The organism is Alkalihalobacillus sp. NPDC127517 (genome assembly GCF_050276055.1).
GTDB lineage: Bacteria > Bacillota > Bacilli > Bacillales > Bacillaceae_D > Alkalicoccobacillus.
The window spans coordinates 1-17073 of record NZ_JBNNQX010000025.1 but is presented as its reverse complement, the minus strand read 5'-3'; the positions used below and the strand labels follow the sequence as shown (position 1 = coordinate 17073).

General features: G+C 41.2%; 12 protein-coding genes. 3 read left to right on the top strand and 9 right to left on the bottom strand.

The genetic code is table 11. The features are described 5' to 3' along the window. Positions 1–42: 42 nt before the first annotated feature. The 5 genes from ACQKKO_RS20575 to ACQKKO_RS20555 all read right to left on the bottom strand — a co-directional run bounded on the left by ACQKKO_RS20575 (position 43) and on the right by ACQKKO_RS20555 (position 7385). The gene (locus ACQKKO_RS20575) at positions 43–756 is read right to left on the bottom strand and encodes a response regulator (protein ID WP_498650467.1); all 714 of its coding nucleotides are present in this window, start codon (positions 754–756) and stop codon (positions 43–45) included. Next, a complete protein-coding gene (dcuS, locus tag ACQKKO_RS20570; protein ID WP_498650465.1) occupies positions 749–2365 on the bottom strand; it encodes a DcuS/MalK family sensor histidine kinase in 1617 nt (538 codons plus the stop codon). The genes ACQKKO_RS20575 and dcuS overlap by 8 nt, the downstream gene beginning before the upstream one ends. A 153-nt stretch (positions 2366–2518) precedes the next feature. After that, complete coding sequence (locus ACQKKO_RS20565; RefSeq protein WP_498650463.1) at positions 2519–4519, bottom strand: methyl-accepting chemotaxis protein; 2001 nt, start codon at positions 4517–4519, stop codon at positions 2519–2521. Between the two features lie 559 nt (positions 4520–5078). Next, a complete protein-coding gene (gene nadD / locus ACQKKO_RS20560) occupies positions 5079–5696 on the bottom strand; it encodes a nicotinate (nicotinamide) nucleotide adenylyltransferase (protein ID WP_498650461.1) in 618 nt (205 codons plus the stop codon). Between the two features lie 18 nt (positions 5697–5714). Next, positions 5715–7385 (bottom strand): nicotinate phosphoribosyltransferase, encoded by a 1671-nt coding sequence (locus ACQKKO_RS20555; protein WP_498650459.1) that lies wholly within the window; start codon positions 7383–7385, stop codon positions 5715–5717. Positions 7386–7758: 373 nt separating this feature from the next. On the opposite strand from ACQKKO_RS20555, the gene ACQKKO_RS20550 reads away from it, so the two are divergent. After that, positions 7759–8094 carry a helix-turn-helix domain-containing protein gene (locus ACQKKO_RS20550; protein ID WP_498650457.1) on the top strand — a complete coding sequence of 112 codons (336 nt, stop codon included), beginning with the start codon at positions 7759–7761 and terminating at the stop codon, positions 8092–8094. 92 nt (positions 8095–8186) lie between these two features. Here the strand turns inward: ACQKKO_RS20550 and ACQKKO_RS20545 are convergent, their stop codons facing one another. Beyond that, positions 8187–9386: an ornithine--oxo-acid transaminase gene (locus tag ACQKKO_RS20545; protein WP_498650455.1), complete on the bottom strand. Its 1200-nt coding sequence runs from the start codon at positions 9384–9386 to the stop codon at positions 8187–8189. Between the two features lie 158 nt (positions 9387–9544). On the opposite strand from ACQKKO_RS20545, the gene ACQKKO_RS20540 reads away from it, so the two are divergent. After that, on the top strand, positions 9545–10756 hold the full coding sequence (locus ACQKKO_RS20540; protein WP_498650453.1) for an MFS transporter: 1212 nt from the start codon (positions 9545–9547) through the stop codon (positions 10754–10756). Positions 10757–10924: 168 nt separating this feature from the next. On the opposite strand, the gene ACQKKO_RS20535 is transcribed toward ACQKKO_RS20540, so the two are convergent. The 3 genes from ACQKKO_RS20535 to ACQKKO_RS20525 all read right to left on the bottom strand — a co-directional run bounded on the left by ACQKKO_RS20535 (position 10925) and on the right by ACQKKO_RS20525 (position 15806). After that, on the bottom strand, positions 10925–12343 hold the full coding sequence (locus tag ACQKKO_RS20535; protein ID WP_498650451.1) for an anion permease: 1419 nt from the start codon (positions 12341–12343) through the stop codon (positions 10925–10927). 273 nt (positions 12344–12616) lie between these two features. Beyond that, complete coding sequence (locus ACQKKO_RS20530; protein ID WP_498650449.1) at positions 12617–13261, bottom strand: DAK2 domain-containing protein; 645 nt, start codon at positions 13259–13261, stop codon at positions 12617–12619. Positions 13262–13412: 151 nt separating this feature from the next. Next, positions 13413–15806 carry a putative bifunctional diguanylate cyclase/phosphodiesterase gene (locus ACQKKO_RS20525; RefSeq protein WP_498650447.1) on the bottom strand — a complete coding sequence of 798 codons (2394 nt, stop codon included), beginning with the start codon at positions 15804–15806 and terminating at the stop codon, positions 13413–13415. A 236-nt stretch (positions 15807–16042) separates the two neighbouring features. On the opposite strand from ACQKKO_RS20525, the gene ACQKKO_RS20520 reads away from it, so the two are divergent. Then, positions 16043–17059 (top strand): acyltransferase family protein, encoded by a 1017-nt coding sequence (locus tag ACQKKO_RS20520; RefSeq protein ID WP_498650445.1) that lies wholly within the window; start codon positions 16043–16045, stop codon positions 17057–17059. The last annotated feature ends 14 nt before the right edge of the window (positions 17060–17073 follow it).

Sequence of the window (17073 nt, the reverse complement as noted above, 5' to 3'; positions counted from 1 at the left end):
ACTAAAAGAAACTAATAACTACACTTATGAAACTTATGTAAGTCACTCCGATAAAAGTGATAAGATAAATTCACTACCTTTCGTACTTAGTTTGTATTGATTAAGTGGTCTCCCTGAGCCCTCATATGACATACTACTATCTATTAACCCTTGTTCCTCTAGATAACGAAGATATTTTCTGAGCGAGACTCTGGAAATTGATGAAGCTTCTGCTAATTCTGCAGTTGAAAACCATCCACTTAATCGATTAATTTCATTTAAAACCTTCTGATACGTTTGTTTTGTAATTCCTTTTGGTAGCTCCTCCTGCTCACCATCATATTCATTGCTCTTCACTAAAAATAATTGATCCAATTCTTCTTGTTTCAATGCTTCTGTCCGTAATCGATTAAACCGCTTGGCGTAATGCTGCAACGCTTCCTTAAAGCGTTCAAATTCAAATGGTTTCATTAAATAATCAACAGCTCCGAATCGTAACGATTTTTGAACAGAGGCTTGATCATTGGCTGAGCTTACGACAATTACATCCGTCTCTAGCTGTTGATTACGTAAGTCCGTCAACAAATCTAAACCATTCTCCTGACTAATATAAAGATCAAGTAAAATTAAATGAACATCATTTTGTTCTAGGAATAACCATGCTTCTTTTAACGTACTAGCTGTTCCAATTAAAGAAAACCCAGGTATTCGCTGAAGATAAATCCCATTAAATTTAGCGACCATTGGATCATCCTCAATGATTAACACATTAATCATATCGTTCTCCTTGTATTGGCAATGTTGCCTTTAGTGTAACGCCTGTATCATGATTTGCAGTCAAACTTAGCTCTCCATCTATTTCTTCTACATATGTCTTCATTACATACAACCCGTAGCCTCTTCCTTCACCCTTTGTCGAACTTCCTTTTTCCAGCAAGCGATCTATCATCGCCTGACTAATTGGGGCTCCATTATCCTTCACCATCCACAGAATTGTGGAGTCAGCGCAATCAATTGTAAGATGAATGATTGAGTGCTCACTTTCTTTAAGAGCTTCCATAGCATTATCTAAGCTATTCCCTATTACAGTGATGAGAGCATTTAACTGCTTTGATTCCTTGATCACGGGCCAAGGAGTCTCACCCATAAGTTGAACTTCAATCCCCGCATCTTTTATCATCTTCAGTTTATTAAGAAGATACCCAACCAATACTGGATCATTCACATGTCTGGAAACCCAACCAACATCCTCCTGATAGTAAGTTGAGATGGTCCGAATGTATTCTTGCAACTCCCCGTATGACTCCGTATGGACCATTGCCGAAACCACGTGTAGCTTGTTCATAAATTCATGCGTATGAACTTTTAACGCTTCTGCATAGGACCTTGCACCAGAGAGTTGATTAATGGTTAGTGTTAACTCTGTTTTATCCTGAAACGTGACCATCGCTCCTAATCTCTCCCCGTTTGAACGAAGTGGAACGCGATTAACAACGAGTTCAAGCTCGTGAAGTGTAAGGGGTTTATTTCTCTCCATTGCATCTGTTTTTAGTACTTCCTGTAACCCAAACTCAGGTAAAACATCGTTCATATCTTTATCTAAGATAGAGTCTGCTTTTCCGGCTTTTTTTAAGATCCTTGTAGCTGCATCATTTAATAGAATAATTTTACCCTCTGCGTCAACTGCAATGATTCCCTCTTGAACAGAGGATAGCATGGCTTCTCTTGTTTCAAGTAACTCGACAATTTCCAATGGTTCAAGGTTCTGCATCGATCGTTTAATTTTTCTTGCAAGCAAAATAGCTCCTATTAATCCAGCTAACAAGCCAAGTAATCCGCCGATCCATACCATGAGCTGACTACGATACACAGCTGCATTAATATGATCTGTCAAGATCCCAACCACTACCACCCCTATTTGTTCCCCAGTTTGTTCATTGTAAACAGGAATGAATGTGCGGAGCGCTTCACCAAGCGTACCCTCTGCGGTCGATGAATAGGTTTCTCCTTCAAAGGCCCGTCCTTCATCACTCCCTACAAACTGCTCTCCAACTTTTTCAGATATAGGATGAGTCAGGCGGATACGATCCATATCTATAACCACGATATATTCTACATTTGTTTCACTGCGAACTTCCTCTGTATATTCTTGCAGTCGCTCAAGTGTCTCTTCATTCTCTAGCCCTTCTATGACAACTGGTGACCTGGCAAATGAAGTGGCTATTGTCCACACTTTGTCCTCAAGCGAAGACTTAGTTGCTTTCGCATTATCCAATGCAACTAGAATTCCTGCCAAAGAAAGAGCTAGCACCAGAACAGAACAGACTAGTACAACAATGACTGTTTGCAGACGATAGCTTCTTTTAGATGATTTTTTATATGTCATAAGTCTTTACTACCTTTCATACGATAACCCTTCAACACACTATACCAAAGAAAATATTCAGATAATAGAGTTCAAGTAGAAAACAAAACGGAAAAGACGAATGCCCCTTTTAAATTGGGATCATTCGTCTTTTCCGTTTGAACTATCTTTTGTCTACCACTTAAATACTTGAACCAGCTTTTGAAGCTCTTCGGATAGGGCAGACAGGTTTTCTGCTGAGCTTGCAATCTCCTCCATAGAAGCTAGCTGCTCTTCTGTGGAAGCAGAGACGGTTTGCATTTCCTGAGTCGTCTCCTCGGTACTTGCTGAAAGCTCCATAAACACTTTGGCAAAGTCCTTTGCCCCTGTTGAAACATGATTTGCTTCGTTTGTTACAACATGTATTTTCTCAACCATGCTCCGCATCTGTTGATCAATACTAGCAAATGAATGGTCCGCTTGTTCTGCTACTTTGATCCCGTTGTCTACCTCTGAACCGCCCACCTGCATCGCATCGGTTGCTTGGTTTGCTTGCTTTTCAATCGATAGAATCATCTCGTGAATTTGTTCGCTGGCAGCTGCTGATTGCTCTGCAAGCTTTCGAACCTCCTGTGCAACAACCGCAAAGCCTTTTCCATGCTCTCCAGCTCGTGCAGCCTCGATCGATGCATTTAAAGCAAGCAGGTTGGTTTGTTCTGCGATTTCTTTAATGAGTGATGTGACCTGATTGATTTCCTTTGAACTATCAGCGAGCTCGCCAATACGCTCTGCTACTGCGACACTTGTTTCTTTAATGATATTCATCTGGTTCATACTTGACTTGACCGCTTGACTTCCTGTAGCTACCACATCTTGCACCTGACTTGCTGTCTGGTTAGCGGTCTTTGTTTCATCTGTAATTTGAAGAACAGATTGATAGAGCTGGTCCGCTTTTTTGGTGCTTGTTTTCATTGATTCCGACTGCTCATCAGACGCGCTTACTACCTCTTGTACCGCTTTTGTAATCTGCTGAGTAGCCTGTGTATTCTGCTGAGAGCTTGCTAGTAACTGTTCAGAGGCAGCGGCGACTTGATTAGACTTATCCAGTACCCCTTGTAGAAGTCCAAGAAAGGAAACGCGCATTTGCTCAAACGACTGGGTAAGCTGTCCAATCTCATCATGACGGGTATATCTCTTTTCATTGCTTTCACTCAGGTCACCAGTCCCAATACGTGCAGCTGTCTTAGTTAGTCGACGGATCGGTTGCACAATGGATAGAACCATACCAGACGCCATAATTAAGCCGAGAACTAAAGTAATGACAATGACTGTAATTGTGCTCCGCCATATCGGATTTACAGCATCATCAATTTCATCCATAAAAAATGTCCCAGCAAGCTTCCAGCCAGTTTGTTCATTTGTTAAGAAGCTCATATACTTTTCTTCAGAATCATACGTATATGCGAACGATCCCTCTTCTGATTGATACATACTTGCAAAGAAATCCTCTTGTGCAACGGTTCCTAAATCGTTGGTTGGATGAGAGATAAAGCTCTGATTACGATCTAAGAGAAATAAATACCCCTCTTTTCCCACATGGCTTGATTCAATCATCGCTGTTAATTGATCTAGCTCCAAATCAATTGCCACAACGCCTGCTTCATTCTCTAAAGCCTTCGCTAATGTAACCGAAACCTTTTTTGTCGCAAGTGACGTGTAAGGAGCTGATACGAAGACCTCTCCCTTAGACGCTTTAGCCTGCTGATACCATGAACGTTCTCTGACATCAAACGAATCTGGATATTCAATAGAGGATGGTTGATACACAAAGTTACCATTATCCAACCCTAACACTACCTGTTCAACTTCATCCTGAGAGAGGTTAAACTGTTCTAAAAAAACAGCTACGTCTGTCTCGTTTGCTGAGTCTTCCAATGAATCATCGGCTAACGCATCAACGAGCATATTTAAGTTCTGTGACTGTGACCGTATGTATTGATTAATCATTCCATCCATTAGTTCAATATTTTCCTGTGCATCTTCCATCATCATCGTTTCCGTATTGTCTCTTGCACTATGATAGGAGAAATATCCAATGACTAGAGGTGGAACAATAAGGATTAAAAGATATGAAATAATTAGCTTCATCCGCAGACTGAAGCCTTTTTTCTGTTGTTTTTTCTTTTTTGTTCGCATCCGGACGCTCTCCTTTTTCAAATTAAAGGCATTCACTTGTGTTTATCGGATTCTTTTATAGAAAAATGAAGGAGTGAATGGAAAAGGAGGAGAGGAATATGAAGGGGCAATACAAAAAATATAGGAGTATATCCGTTCCAAGTGAAACTCACAAATACGCATACCGGTCTCAGCCTCTTTTGTGTGTACCGCTACTACAGTGTCTTGAGCATGTTATCTACCATAGGAATTTTACATCTTTTCGATTAGTGTTCCATAAAAACACGAACGGCAAATGATTCGCTCAATCGATCATTTGCCTTCCTTAATCCATTTTTTAATTTTCCCCAGCCTATTCATTTAATCGATGCTAGAAGGGACTATACCGTTTCTGCAGATACTTAGCGGACGAGATGGCAGGCCGACTCCGAAGGGAGAAAAGGGCAGGGTTGAACTACCCTGCCCGGCGAGATGTGCCTGCCATCTCGGGAGCGAATTTCATGCTCTCTAAAGGAGATAAATGTTTTATACTCAACTTTCAAATTCACCTTAAATTAAGAGACTTTGCCTAATTCCCAACCTACTCACTATCCTGATACAAACCATGCCTCAAAATATATTGATAGCAGATTTCTGGTAGGAGGTATCTTGGTTCTCCGCCTCGACTAAATTCTTGACGAATGTAGGTTGAGCTGATTTCCATTGCGAGTCCTTTATCAACAAGGTGGAAGCGTCCATCGTCTGCATTTCTAAGTAAGGGGGAAGCTGAAATGGTTTTTAGCATATCAATTCCATCACGAGCCATCACAATGAACTGATGCTCTTCCACTAGCTTTTCACCCTTTACCCAGCTTCCATTTCCAATATCTACGAGAATATCAGCACCCATCACGAAGTATAGTTCATCGTTTGGATACTGTTTCTTTAGCCGTTGCATCGTGTAGTATGTGTATTGCTGTCCAATTGGTGCATTCATTTCTTCCGTAGACAATTCGAATCTTGGGTCATCAGCAATGGCCAGATTCACCATCTCTGTTCTATGCTCGTCACCGCCTTGAAGACTTTTATCACGTCGTTCCTTTGCCGCTGGTAGAAACAAGATCTTATCGAGTTTTTTGCGATGACATATCGTTGAAGCTGTCCAAAGATGTACATTCGTGATTGGGTCAAATGAAGAACCATATACTCCAATTTTCAAGGGTGCCACCTCATGAGTTTATTTAGTGTTTTTGCCAGCTATCATTTGTTCTTTAAGCTCTCTAAGTTCATCTGAGAGAACGACTGGGTATACCTCAGGAACCTCTAAGCGTAAATACTCTTCCCAAAACGTTGCTTTACTTGATTGATGATAGTCTCGAATGTGTCGAAGGGTTGGCTTCGCATAAACCAGTTCACCATTTTCAAAGATTTTCTTATGAAGCTCCTCGAAGGTGAAGTGGCGGATCACTTTTGACTTCAATGGATTTGTTGGATGCTTTAAAACAATTTCGTCCTTGCCTTCAAGCGATTCGTGCGCAAGGCAAATGTAATCTCCTTTTGCCATATGATTATGATCATATAAACGATACACCTTTTTACGGCCTGGGTTTAATACTTTATCAATGCTTTCGGATATCTTAATTAACGAAATCCAATCATCCTGTTCATAGGTCGCGCCATCCTCTTTTTGTTCATGCTGGAAAGGGCTGCGAGCGACAATTTTATGGACGCCACCAAGTGCGGGATGATCATAGGCCGTGATGAATTTAGTACCGACTCCCCATATATCAATTTGGGCGCCTTGTTGCTTTAACGAGGCAATGGTTGCTTCATCCAAATCATTTGTTGCAGAAATTTTCACATATTCGAGGCCTTCCGCGTCTAAACGTTTGCGCACTTTCTTAGATAAATAAGCCAAGTCACCGCTATCTAAACGGACGGCTACAAGACGCTGGCCTCGTTGCTCCATTTCTTTTGCAATTCGAATGGCATTTGGAAGTCCACTTCCGAGCGTATTCGTTGTGTCGAGTAACAGAATGACTTTCTCAGGAAATGTGTCTGCATACGATTTGAATGCCTCATACTCGCTTTCATGAAACATAATATAGACATGTGCCATGGTACCCGTAATAGGAAGATCAAATGCTTTTCCAGCTTTCACGTTGCTTGTCGCATCAAATCCAGCGATATAAGCCATTTTAGCACCATACACACTTGAATCTCTTCCTTGTGCACGTCTTTTCCCCATCTCAAGCAACACATCTCCGCCTGTTACTGTCACTAACCGAGAACCCTTAGTCAGTAATAACGACTCCGAATTAATTGTGTTTAAAAGCATCGCTTCAATCCAAATACATTCCCAAACGGGTGCTTCAATACGCAGAGTAGGTGTATTAGGGAAAACCAGATTCCCCTCTTCAATGGAATAAAGATCTCCACTAAAGCGTAACGTGCGTAATTCTTCCAAAAAGGCTTCATCAAAAGCCTCAGGCTGTTGACGCAAATACTCAATATCCTGCTCGTTAAAATAAAGATGATCAAGCATCGAAATCAGATGACCCAATCCACCAAATGCAACGTATCCACCTAATTCGCCCCGATAATCACCCACTCCGCGAATGAAAGGAGGTTTGCGGTAAAAATCATCATAAACCACTTTGTTTTTATGGACATCCTGCTTCCACAACGCGTACATCATCGTAATCGCATAATAATCTGCATCTAAAGCATAGTCCTCAGCAGGATTAAAAAATGGAACCACATTGTATTCATTGCCTGAACAGTTTAGACAAGACTCTGTGCGCTCTTCTCTTTTTGAGAAATGTGGATGTCCACACGCGGAACATACTTGAACAAATCGATACTCTTTAGGATCAATAAAATCAAACAACGTTTTACAACGTACCATCAAACGTAACTCCTTCTTGAGACAAACCAATACTCCCCGTTTTGGCCCTCTTTCTTCTTCCCTTATCTTAGCCCTCCCACTTGGTGCTTGCAATGACTTTCTCTCTTAGACATACGATACCATTCTGATAGATCTAAAGATTTTTTTAGTCTTTGTTCTTATTAGAATCAGCATCGTTCGGTATATCGAACAATGTTAATTGATACTTGGTTTACTACCATTTTTGGAATAAAACCAATCCGATGATGGATTGGGAAAACAATTGTGAAGGTACTGTCTTGTCAAGTGTCGGGTGAAATGTTCTGTTTACAGAACAAAACTCAGGCTGTTATAATAGCCACTAACATTAGACGTATAAGCGAGGGACTCACACATGATTGGAAAACAAGTGAAAAAATGCAGATTAGACCGAGGACTTTCCTTGTCAGAGCTAGCTGAAAATGCTGGCGTAGCAAAATCCTATTTAAGTTCCATTGAACGTAACATTCAGTCCAATCCATCGATTCATTTTTTAGAGAAAATTTCACTCATCCTAAATGTTCCAATTGAGACGCTACTCTATGGAAATGATGCGACAAACGACTCAAATGGGTTGGATAAGGAATGGGTTCAGTTAGTAAAAAAAGCCATTGAATCAGGAATCAGTAAAGAACAATTTCATGAGTTCATTGAATTTAATCGTTGGAAAAAAGAACAAATCCACCCGTAAGCATCGCTCCGCCACTCCAGAATATTTGATTCACTTTCCAAATCTATTATGTATATAAAAAAGGCCGAAAGATCGACCTCATTCTCATTTATCTATTTCGCACGATGTAAAACTGAATAAAGCTGTTGGAATGCCCAGTCAAGTTCTTCTTTTGTAATCACGAGAGGAGGAGCCAGTCTAATAACATTCATATGCGTTTCTTTACAAAGTAACCCTTTTTCTTTCAACCTTTCACAATAAGGTCTGGCCGGCTCTGTTAGTTCGATTCCAATAAATAATCCTCTACCTCTAATTTCTTTTATAGCGGGATTCTTAATGGTCTTAAGCTTCTCCATCAAGTACTCTCCAAGCTCCAAGGACTTTTCGACAAGCTTTTCCTCATGAAGAACCTCTATTGCAGCTATGGCCACAGCACTAGCTAAGGGATTGCCTCCAAACGTGGATCCATGTGAACCTGGGTCAAATACTCCAAGCACTTCTTTGCTGCCCACTACAGCAGAGATTGGCATGACTCCACCACCTAATGCTTTCCCCAAAATATAGAGGTCCGGCGAAACATTTGCCCAATCGCATGCAAACCGTTTCCCTGAACGACCCAACCCAGATTGGATTTCATCAGCTATAAAGAGAATCTGATTGTCATGGCAAAGCTCGGCGGCCTTCTCTAAATACCCATCAGGTGGAATGATGACTCCCGCCTCTCCTTGAATCGGTTCAACTAAAAATGCAGCGGTTTGCTTGGTGATCGCTTCCTTTAACGCATCGGCATCTCCGTATGGGACGACTTTAATGCCAGGAAGCATCGGTCCAAATCCTCGCTTATATTCCTCATTTGAAGAAAGTGAAACAGCCGTCATCGTTCGACCGTGAAAATTATCTTCACAAACAATGATTTCTGCTTGATCCTGCGCTACGCCTTTTACATCATACGCCCATCTCCGTGCAGCCTTAATAGCTGTCTCTACTGCTTCTGCGCCTGTATTCATCGGAAGAACCATCTCACAGCCTGAGAGTTCCGCTACCTTTGAATAAAAGGCACCTAACTGGTCATTATGAAACGCTCGTGATGTTAATGTAATTTTCTCTGCCTGATCCTTTAAGGCCTGAATGATTTTGGGATGACAGTGACCATGATTCATCGCAGAATATGCACTGAGCATATCCATGTATTTGTTCCCTTCAGGATCACGCACCCATACGCCCTTTCCCTCTGAAAGCACAACTGGAAGTGGGTGATAATTCTTTGCACCAAATTGTTCAGTCTGGTTCATAACATCTTGTGATCGAGTCATCGTAAACCCCTCCTTGAACTGATTGGTCCTACTCTTTTATTGTAGAGCCTTTAAAGCCCTTCAAGCAAGCTCCTTGCAAGCGCTCTCGACATGTAATAGGTTTAATAAGGGTAAATAAAAAAGAAGAACATCTAAGATTACCTCGGGGGGACTAAAGTATGGAGGCTACTCAACAAAAGAGTGTGAGGATCACGTTTAAAGATCATGTGTTGTTTTTATCGACAGTGTTTTGCTTTTGGTTCGCTACGTATATTTACGTACCGACTTTTAGTTTGTATCTGGAAACGAAACATTTTACCTACTCTGCGATTGGAATCATTTTAGGGAGCTATGGTGTGACACAGGTTCTGTTACGGTTTCCTTTAGGCATTCTTTCCGACATTCTTCATCGCCTCAGAAAACAACTCTATATTGGCGGATTCGCTGTCGCAATCGTAAGCGGACTATTGCTTGTGTGGTTTGATTCCTTTTTCGCCATTTTCACGGCCAGATTGCTTGCCGGGATCACGGCTTCAATGTGGGTGATGGCGACCATTCTTTATGCCCAATATTTTGACAGAACACAATCCTCTCGGGCCATGGGTACACTACAATTTCTAACCGTTATGCCTCAATTTGTAAGTATGGCACTCGCCGGCTTCATTGTTCAATCATTCGGGTGGACATTGCCCTTTTGGATTGCTGTTCTAGCATCCGCAATTGGACTTCTTTTGTCTTGTATGATAAAAGTGGTTCCACAAGAAAAAATTCAACAGGATGAGCGTACATCATTTAAACGTTACGTGATGGCAACGATTCGAGTCCCTTCTCTTTTTGCGATTACTGGTTTATCAATGATCGGCCATGGCATTCTCTTTATCACCATATTTGGGTTCACCCCAATATATGCAGCCACGATTGGAATTCACGAAGGGACACTTGTCTGGCTGGTGATGGCGTTTTTTGTTCCACATGCGATTGCTTCCTTAAGCCTTGCTTTTTTGCCATTACAAGAGCGGCACACTAAGCTCATTTTACTTATTTGTCTTATAGCTACAGGGATTTCCCTTGTTCTCATACCATTCACTTCTTCACTAATCAGTTTAAGTCTTGTCCATGGTCTTCTGGGTCTGGCACTAGGATTGTTTTTCCCTTTATTACTTGGGAAAATTGCTAGCTTACCCGTTGATTCATTACGAACGTCTGTCATGGGATTTTATCAATCCTTTTACGCACTTGGTATTTTTTTAGGTCCGATTCTTGCAGGAACCATAGCAGAGTTGGTTGGATTATCAGCTATGTTCTGGGGAGGAGCACTCCTTGCACTGCTCGGAATCCCAATGCTTCTACATGCTAACGGGGTATCAACGCTCAGCAAAGAAAGGGGCTAAGACAAAACGATCGCCCAAATTAAAAATGGCGAATGATTCAACGATCGAATCATTCGCCATACGTATGTTTAAACAATAAAAGTGGAGGGATTCTCCTGTAGCGGATAAATTGCTATGTTCATGTTTTATGGTCTACTTACATGTTTTGTCCAAGGCTCTTTCCATCTCCTACCATAAGCCAAGAACCTTCCACCATAACCCACCGATTCCAAGCCATACAACAATATGAATGATTGAAATTAAAAAGCCGAGTGACCACCATTTTTGTTGAGTCACATACCCTGCACCAAAAAAGGCAGGAGCAGGTCCGCTTCCATAGTGTGTTGTGCAACCAAACAGATTGCTGAAAAACCCAAGAACTAATGCTGAAAGAACAGGTGGCGCTCCAGCTGCCACAATGACAGAGAGGAAAGCAGCATACATCGCACTAACATGAGCCGTATTACTCGCAAAGAAGTAGTGGGAATAGAAGTAAACGACTGCTAGAATCACAAGTGTGTACATCCACCCAAGCCCTTGAACGGCCCCCTGCATAAGATCGCTGAACCAAGGGATCATCCCTAAACTGTTTAGATACTCAGCCATCATGACCAGAACAGAGAACCAAACGAGAGTATCCCAGGCTCCCTCTTCTTTCTTTATATCCGACCAAGACAACACTTGTGTAACAAGCAATATGACAAGTCCGATGAACGCTGCAACGGTTGCATCAATCCCGATGCTTCCTCCTGCAATCCAAAGAACAAGTAAAACGATAAATACAGTAATCATAAACCATTCGTCTCGCTTAATGGCTCCCATTTCCTTTAACTTTTCAACAGCCATGTTTGGTGCTTCTGGTGTTTCCTTCACCTCTGGCGGATAGAGCTTATAGATGACATAAGGAATAATGAGCAAACTAACTAAGCCAGGAACAATAGCGGCCAGCATCCAGCCTGTCCACGTAATCTCTGTACCTGTAATACTTCCCGCAATTTGTGCAGCAAGTGGGTTGGCAGCCATTGCCGTTAAAAACATCGCGGACGTAATCATATCCCCCTGGAAGGATGCCTTTATAAGAAAGGAGCCTACTTTTCTCTCTGTTCCATCCTCCACTCTTGAACCATATGCTTCAGACAATGAACGTATAATTGGCATAATGATTCCACCAGCCCTTGCCGTATTGGAAGGCATTGCTGGAGACAACATGAGATCACTTGCAATTAATGAATAAGAAAGACCTAATGTTCGTTTCCCGAACAGACGAACAAACAAATAAGCAATTCTGGCACCAAGACCTGTCTTGATGAATCCTCTTGAGATAAAGAAGGCGATGACAATCAGCCAGATTGTTTTATTTTGAAATCCACTTAATGCTTCTCCGATTTCCAGTGTTTGAGTGAGGACAACGGCTGATAAACCAATAATAGCCACACTTCCCATGGGCATCGGTTTAATGATAAGTCCGATGATCGTTGCTACAAAGATAGAGAATAGCTGCCATGCTTGTTGATCCAGCCCTTGAGGAGCAGGGATAAACCAAAGGATGATTCCAATGGCCAGCGTTATGGCTAGTTGTGTATACTTTACTTCTGATGTGTTCTTCATCTCTTCACTCCGTTATGTACCTTGTAATTCGACAAACTATATCACGTATTAGTGTGTGATAAAAGCTGAACCCCATACCTTCATCACTTTTTTAAGTTAAAAAATAATGACTGTACCAAATCGTAAAGTTGACCATGGACAGTGATAACACTCCGCTCCCGGAGAATACTCGCTCTGCTTGTTTGATAAAAACATAAAAAGACAAATGATTCGCTCATCATTTGCCTTTCGTTATTCGTCTATTCATTTTGTGCCAGCCCCGACAGTGTTCAATTATGACGTTTGGCTGATTGGTTCGTTTGCTTCTGCTTCACTTAAGACATGGGTTAAGGCATCAAACAGATAGTAGCTTGATACGGTTCCAGGGTCTAAAAACCCAACAGAGTCTGAACCATATTCGGCTGCCTTTCCTTTTTGAGCTAAGAGGTACTTGGACGCTTTTAAAACCGTTTTTGCTTTATCTTCAAAATTGATCGATGAGAGGTTGGTTTCTCTTTCTGTCAGCTCAGCAATCGCTTCCCACACATCTACTAATGTCTTGTCTCCGCGTTTAGTCTGACCTACTTCCTTCATCTTTTCTACTGCAGCACGTATCGCCTGACTAAACTCATCTAGCGAGGCTTCACTCCCATGAAAAGATAAAGCCATCTCTTTGAAAGCGACTCCATATAGTTGTACAGCAGAAGAACCTTTTTCTTTCATTAACACATCACCAGTGTATTCAAAAACCTCTCGTAAAGTCATAAAGGAACTTGCCCTTAGAGGAGTAATCTTTTCAAATGCACGCACAACATGTTCTCCGTGATCACCATCTCCCACATCCTGATCAATCAGTGAAAGATATTCTCTTACAGATGCCAAATCCTTTTTAGCTTGTTCTATCCATGACGTTGCCAGTTCTATTGTAAATACGTTCATGTAATCACTCCTTCAGTTTGTGAATGCTGAGTATGTATCCGTCTATACCCTTGTCTCATTGAAAGAAACCCGACTTCATTTGTAAAATGAAAAAGACGAACACATGATAGCAATGTGTTCGTCGTACGGTTCCGTTTTAATTCATGTCTATTTAACTTACAGCGGCCTTCATATACAGTGCTTCAACTTTGTCAGTTGGAAGAGGTTTACTGTAATAATACCCTTGAATTTCCATTAGATCATTTGTTTTTAAATAGTCAAGCTGATCCTTTGTTTCAATGCCCTCCGCTGTTACGTCCATTTTTAAATGCTTGGCCATTGAAATGATTGTAGAAACGATCGCCTTATCATGCTCACTAGTTAAAATTTCAGAGATAAAGGATCGATCAATCTTTAGTCGGTTAATTGGAAACTGCTTTAAATAGCTCAATGAACTATAACCTGTACCGAAGTCGTCTAAGCTGATCTTTACACCTAACTCACTTAGTCTTTGAAGGGTTTGGGTCGATGTTTTCACATCCATCATCATACTTTCAGTAATCTCTAATTCTAGAAACCTTGGTTCTAATCCTGTTTCGTAAAGAACGGACCGTACATGCTCATCAAAGTTTAATTGATGAAATTGCTGAGATGATATGTTTACAGCTACCGGGATTTTCAGCCCGCCGGTGTCCTGCCATTGCTTCATCTGCAGGCATGCACGCTTTAATACCCACGCACCAACGTCAAAGATTAGTCCAGTTTCTTCAGCAACAGGCAAGAATACGCCTGGTGAAAGCAAGCCTTTTTGGGGGTGTTGCCACCTAACAAGTGCTTCCAGTCCCAAAACCTTTGTGCCATCGATCGAGAACTTTGGTTGATAATGCAAAACGAGCTCTTGACCTGCGATCCCTTTTCTAAGGTCAGATTCTAGTGTAAGTTTTTCTTCCAGATGTTCATTTAGCGCATCTGTATAAATATGATAGCCATTTTTCATGTTTCTTTTAACCTCATATAACGCAGTATCAGCGTTTCGAAGCAACACGTCCGCTTTCCGTCCATGTTGAGGGTAGATGGCAATACCAATACTTGCTGAGATATAGAAATCATGCTCTTTTAAGTGAAAGGGCTTTTGAATCAATGTTAAGATACAAGCGGCAAAAGATTCCAATGGATCCCCCAGCTCTTTTTTGTAGATCAGAACGAATTCATCTCCGCCCAGTCTAGATAGAATAATGTCATCTCCATCTATAAGCTTCGTAATTCGATTGCTAACCTTTTGTAAAAATAAATCTCCATACATATGACCTAAGGAGTCATTAATCATTTTAAATCGGTCAATATCAAGCGTAAGAACAGCAAACGAGTGATTACTTTCCTTACACTCATTCACAGCCTCTTCAATTAGATCATTAAACTTGCGACGATTTGGCAGTCCAGTTAGTTCATCATGATAGGCCAAATGTTTAATCTTCTTCTCAGTCTGCTTTTGTATGGTTATATCTTTCATCATAAGATGGGTTCCTACAACTTGTTGTTCAACGACAACAGGAACATGCATCAGAGTAAGATAAAGTGTCCTCTGATCCGGACGAGTGAGCCATGTTTCATACTTTCTGCGTCTGAATTGTTGGAACTCAAGCTCTGAAGATACATCTATAAAACCCATATCACGAGCTTGTTTTGCAACAATGTGCGATGCGTCTAGCCCCATCATTTCCTGTGCCGCGTCATTTACATGTTGAATCGTCCCATCTGAGCTAACGGATATGATTCCATTCATATTATGTTCATACAGGGACCTGTACCAGCTTTCATGGCGAGCAATGTCACTATCCTTTTCTATGAAACGCTTATTTAAAATGATTCCTGCAATGGTTAGAGCAAGAGACAAAAGCGTACCGACGGCAATCCAATAAGCAATGCCTCTAGGGTTAATAAACCCCGAGCCTATTTTATCTCCAATTTGAAATGACGCAGCGGCCATTCCTGTGTAATGCATACCCGTTATGGCAATCGCCATAACAACACCACAACCAAGCTTTATGAGTAGAGAAAACCGATTTGTCCCACCAATTGATATTAGAAGCCACAAAGCTGCGAACGATGCCAGAGCGGCTATAGCGATAGAGAGCGCAACCACACCAAGATCGTATGTAATATCTAGTGACACTGCAGCCATGCCAACATAATGCATCCCTGAGATTGCTGCAGCCATGGATATACCTCCTGCTAGCAAAACAAACGAATGCCTTTCTCCCCTTACGCTGACAACCAATAATGCAATAGCCGATGCACCAATGGCAAGTATGACCGAGAGTAGAACCGTACCTACATGATAGTAGACAGGGAACTGGAACGAGTACGCTAGCATTCCGATGAAATGCATTGACCAAATTCCAATGCCCATTGTTATCGCACCGCCTACTAACCACAAAAACCGTTTAATGCCGCTTCCATTACGGATTCGCTCAGCTAAGTCAAGAGCTGTATATGATGCAACTGTAGCAATAATAAATGATAAAAGAACAAGAGGTAGACTGTACGAACCATGAAAATGCTCCATTAGACGTTCTCCTTTACGTACCCAGAAACAATATGAAATACATTTATAATAAATCGTTAGTTAATCGTAACGATCAAAACGTTTAGATTGCAACTATAGACCTATTTTACCATATAATCTTGAAACACCATGTATTATTTATCATCATTCTCTGTAACGGTTTTCAACTCTGCTAATTGAGGGTAGCCTATTAGATATACTTTGACTTCCATCGCACTAGTAGAGGAGCCTTATCTATGAACCAACGAGTAAAGTGGATTGATGTTGCAAAAGGAATCGGTATTATTTTAGTTGTTTTCAGTCATGCTCCAGTAAATGATACGGTAAAGAGTTTTTTGTTTGCGTTTCATATGCCCTTATTTTTTTATTTATCTGGGATTGTCTTTAAGCCCTCTTCTTTATCGATAGGTGCTTTCGTTTGGAAAAAAGCACGAGGATTACTTTTTCCTTATTTTATCTTTTCGTTCCTTACGTACATTTTTTGGTTTTACGTGACAAGACACTTCCCCTTTACTTCGGGTGATGAAGTAGATCCCATCGTTCCGTTTTCTGGGATCTTTATCTCCACACCCGTCGACTACCAGCTTACGTATAATCCTGCCATTTGGTTTTTAACGTGTTTGTTTGTTGTAGAGCTACTCTTTTACTTCATCCATCGAATCAGTCCAAATGAAAAATGGATTCCCTATTTTCTAATAGTAAGTGGAGTATTGGGGTATGCAAGCTCGATCTATATTGAGGCGAATCAACTGCCTTGGAGTATTCTGGTTGCTCTAACCGCCGTTGTTTTCTATGGAATCGGGGCGCTGACGAAACAAGTTTGGAATGAGCCTTCATGGAGAAAAACAATCGTGTCCATTGCTGGATTATTCCTTATTACGTATGTAGCTCAACACTTTAATTCGGAAAGGGTGGATATGCGAGGAAACCTTTACGGAGAGAGTTGGTTCTTCTACCTAGGAGGCGTAGCAGGATCTATTGGGATCATTTTGCTCGCTCTGAAGCTTTACCGTCTAAAGGTTCTGTCTTTCTTAGGACAGTATTCTATCGTGATTTTACTTCTACATTTCCCAGCTTTAAATCTTGTGAAGGCAGGCGTCTATTATGGCTTAGGTTTTGAAATGAATGAAACCAACACGTTGCCGTGGACATTGTTTTATACCATTGTCACTTTGTTATTAATGATTCCATGTATCATTGTCTTAAAAAGAGTACCGATCCTACTTGGTAAGCCACAGCCTAGAACCAAATAAAAAACAAAGAGGCT

What these genes read in the sequence shown, in the direction of transcription:
- ACQKKO_RS20575 (WP_498650467.1), bottom strand. Translation starts at nt 756, where the DNA reads ATGATTAATGTGTTAATCATTGAGGATGATCCAATGGTCGCTAAATTT.
- dcuS (WP_498650465.1), bottom strand. Translation starts at nt 2,365, where the DNA reads ATGACATATAAAAAATCATCTAAAAGAAGCTATCGTCTGCAAACAGTC.
- ACQKKO_RS20565 (WP_498650463.1), bottom strand. Translation starts at nt 4,519, where the DNA reads ATGCGAACAAAAAAGAAAAAACAACAGAAAAAAGGCTTCAGTCTGCGG.
- ACQKKO_RS20555 (WP_498650459.1), bottom strand. Translation starts at nt 7,385, where the DNA reads ATGGTACGTTGTAAAACGTTGTTTGATTTTATTGATCCTAAAGAGTAT.
- ACQKKO_RS20550 (WP_498650457.1), top strand. Translation starts at nt 7,759, where the DNA reads ATGATTGGAAAACAAGTGAAAAAATGCAGATTAGACCGAGGACTTTCC.
- ACQKKO_RS20545 (WP_498650455.1), bottom strand. Translation starts at nt 9,386, where the DNA reads ATGACTCGATCACAAGATGTTATGAACCAGACTGAACAATTTGGTGCA.
- ACQKKO_RS20540 (WP_498650453.1), top strand. Translation starts at nt 9,545, where the DNA reads ATGGAGGCTACTCAACAAAAGAGTGTGAGGATCACGTTTAAAGATCAT.
- ACQKKO_RS20535 (WP_498650451.1), bottom strand. Translation starts at nt 12,343, where the DNA reads ATGAAGAACACATCAGAAGTAAAGTATACACAACTAGCCATAACGCTG.
- ACQKKO_RS20530 (WP_498650449.1), bottom strand. Translation starts at nt 13,261, where the DNA reads ATGAACGTATTTACAATAGAACTGGCAACGTCATGGATAGAACAAGCT.
- ACQKKO_RS20525 (WP_498650447.1), bottom strand. Translation starts at nt 15,806, where the DNA reads ATGGAGCATTTTCATGGTTCGTACAGTCTACCTCTTGTTCTTTTATCA.
- ACQKKO_RS20520 (WP_498650445.1), top strand. Translation starts at nt 16,043, where the DNA reads ATGAACCAACGAGTAAAGTGGATTGATGTTGCAAAAGGAATCGGTATT.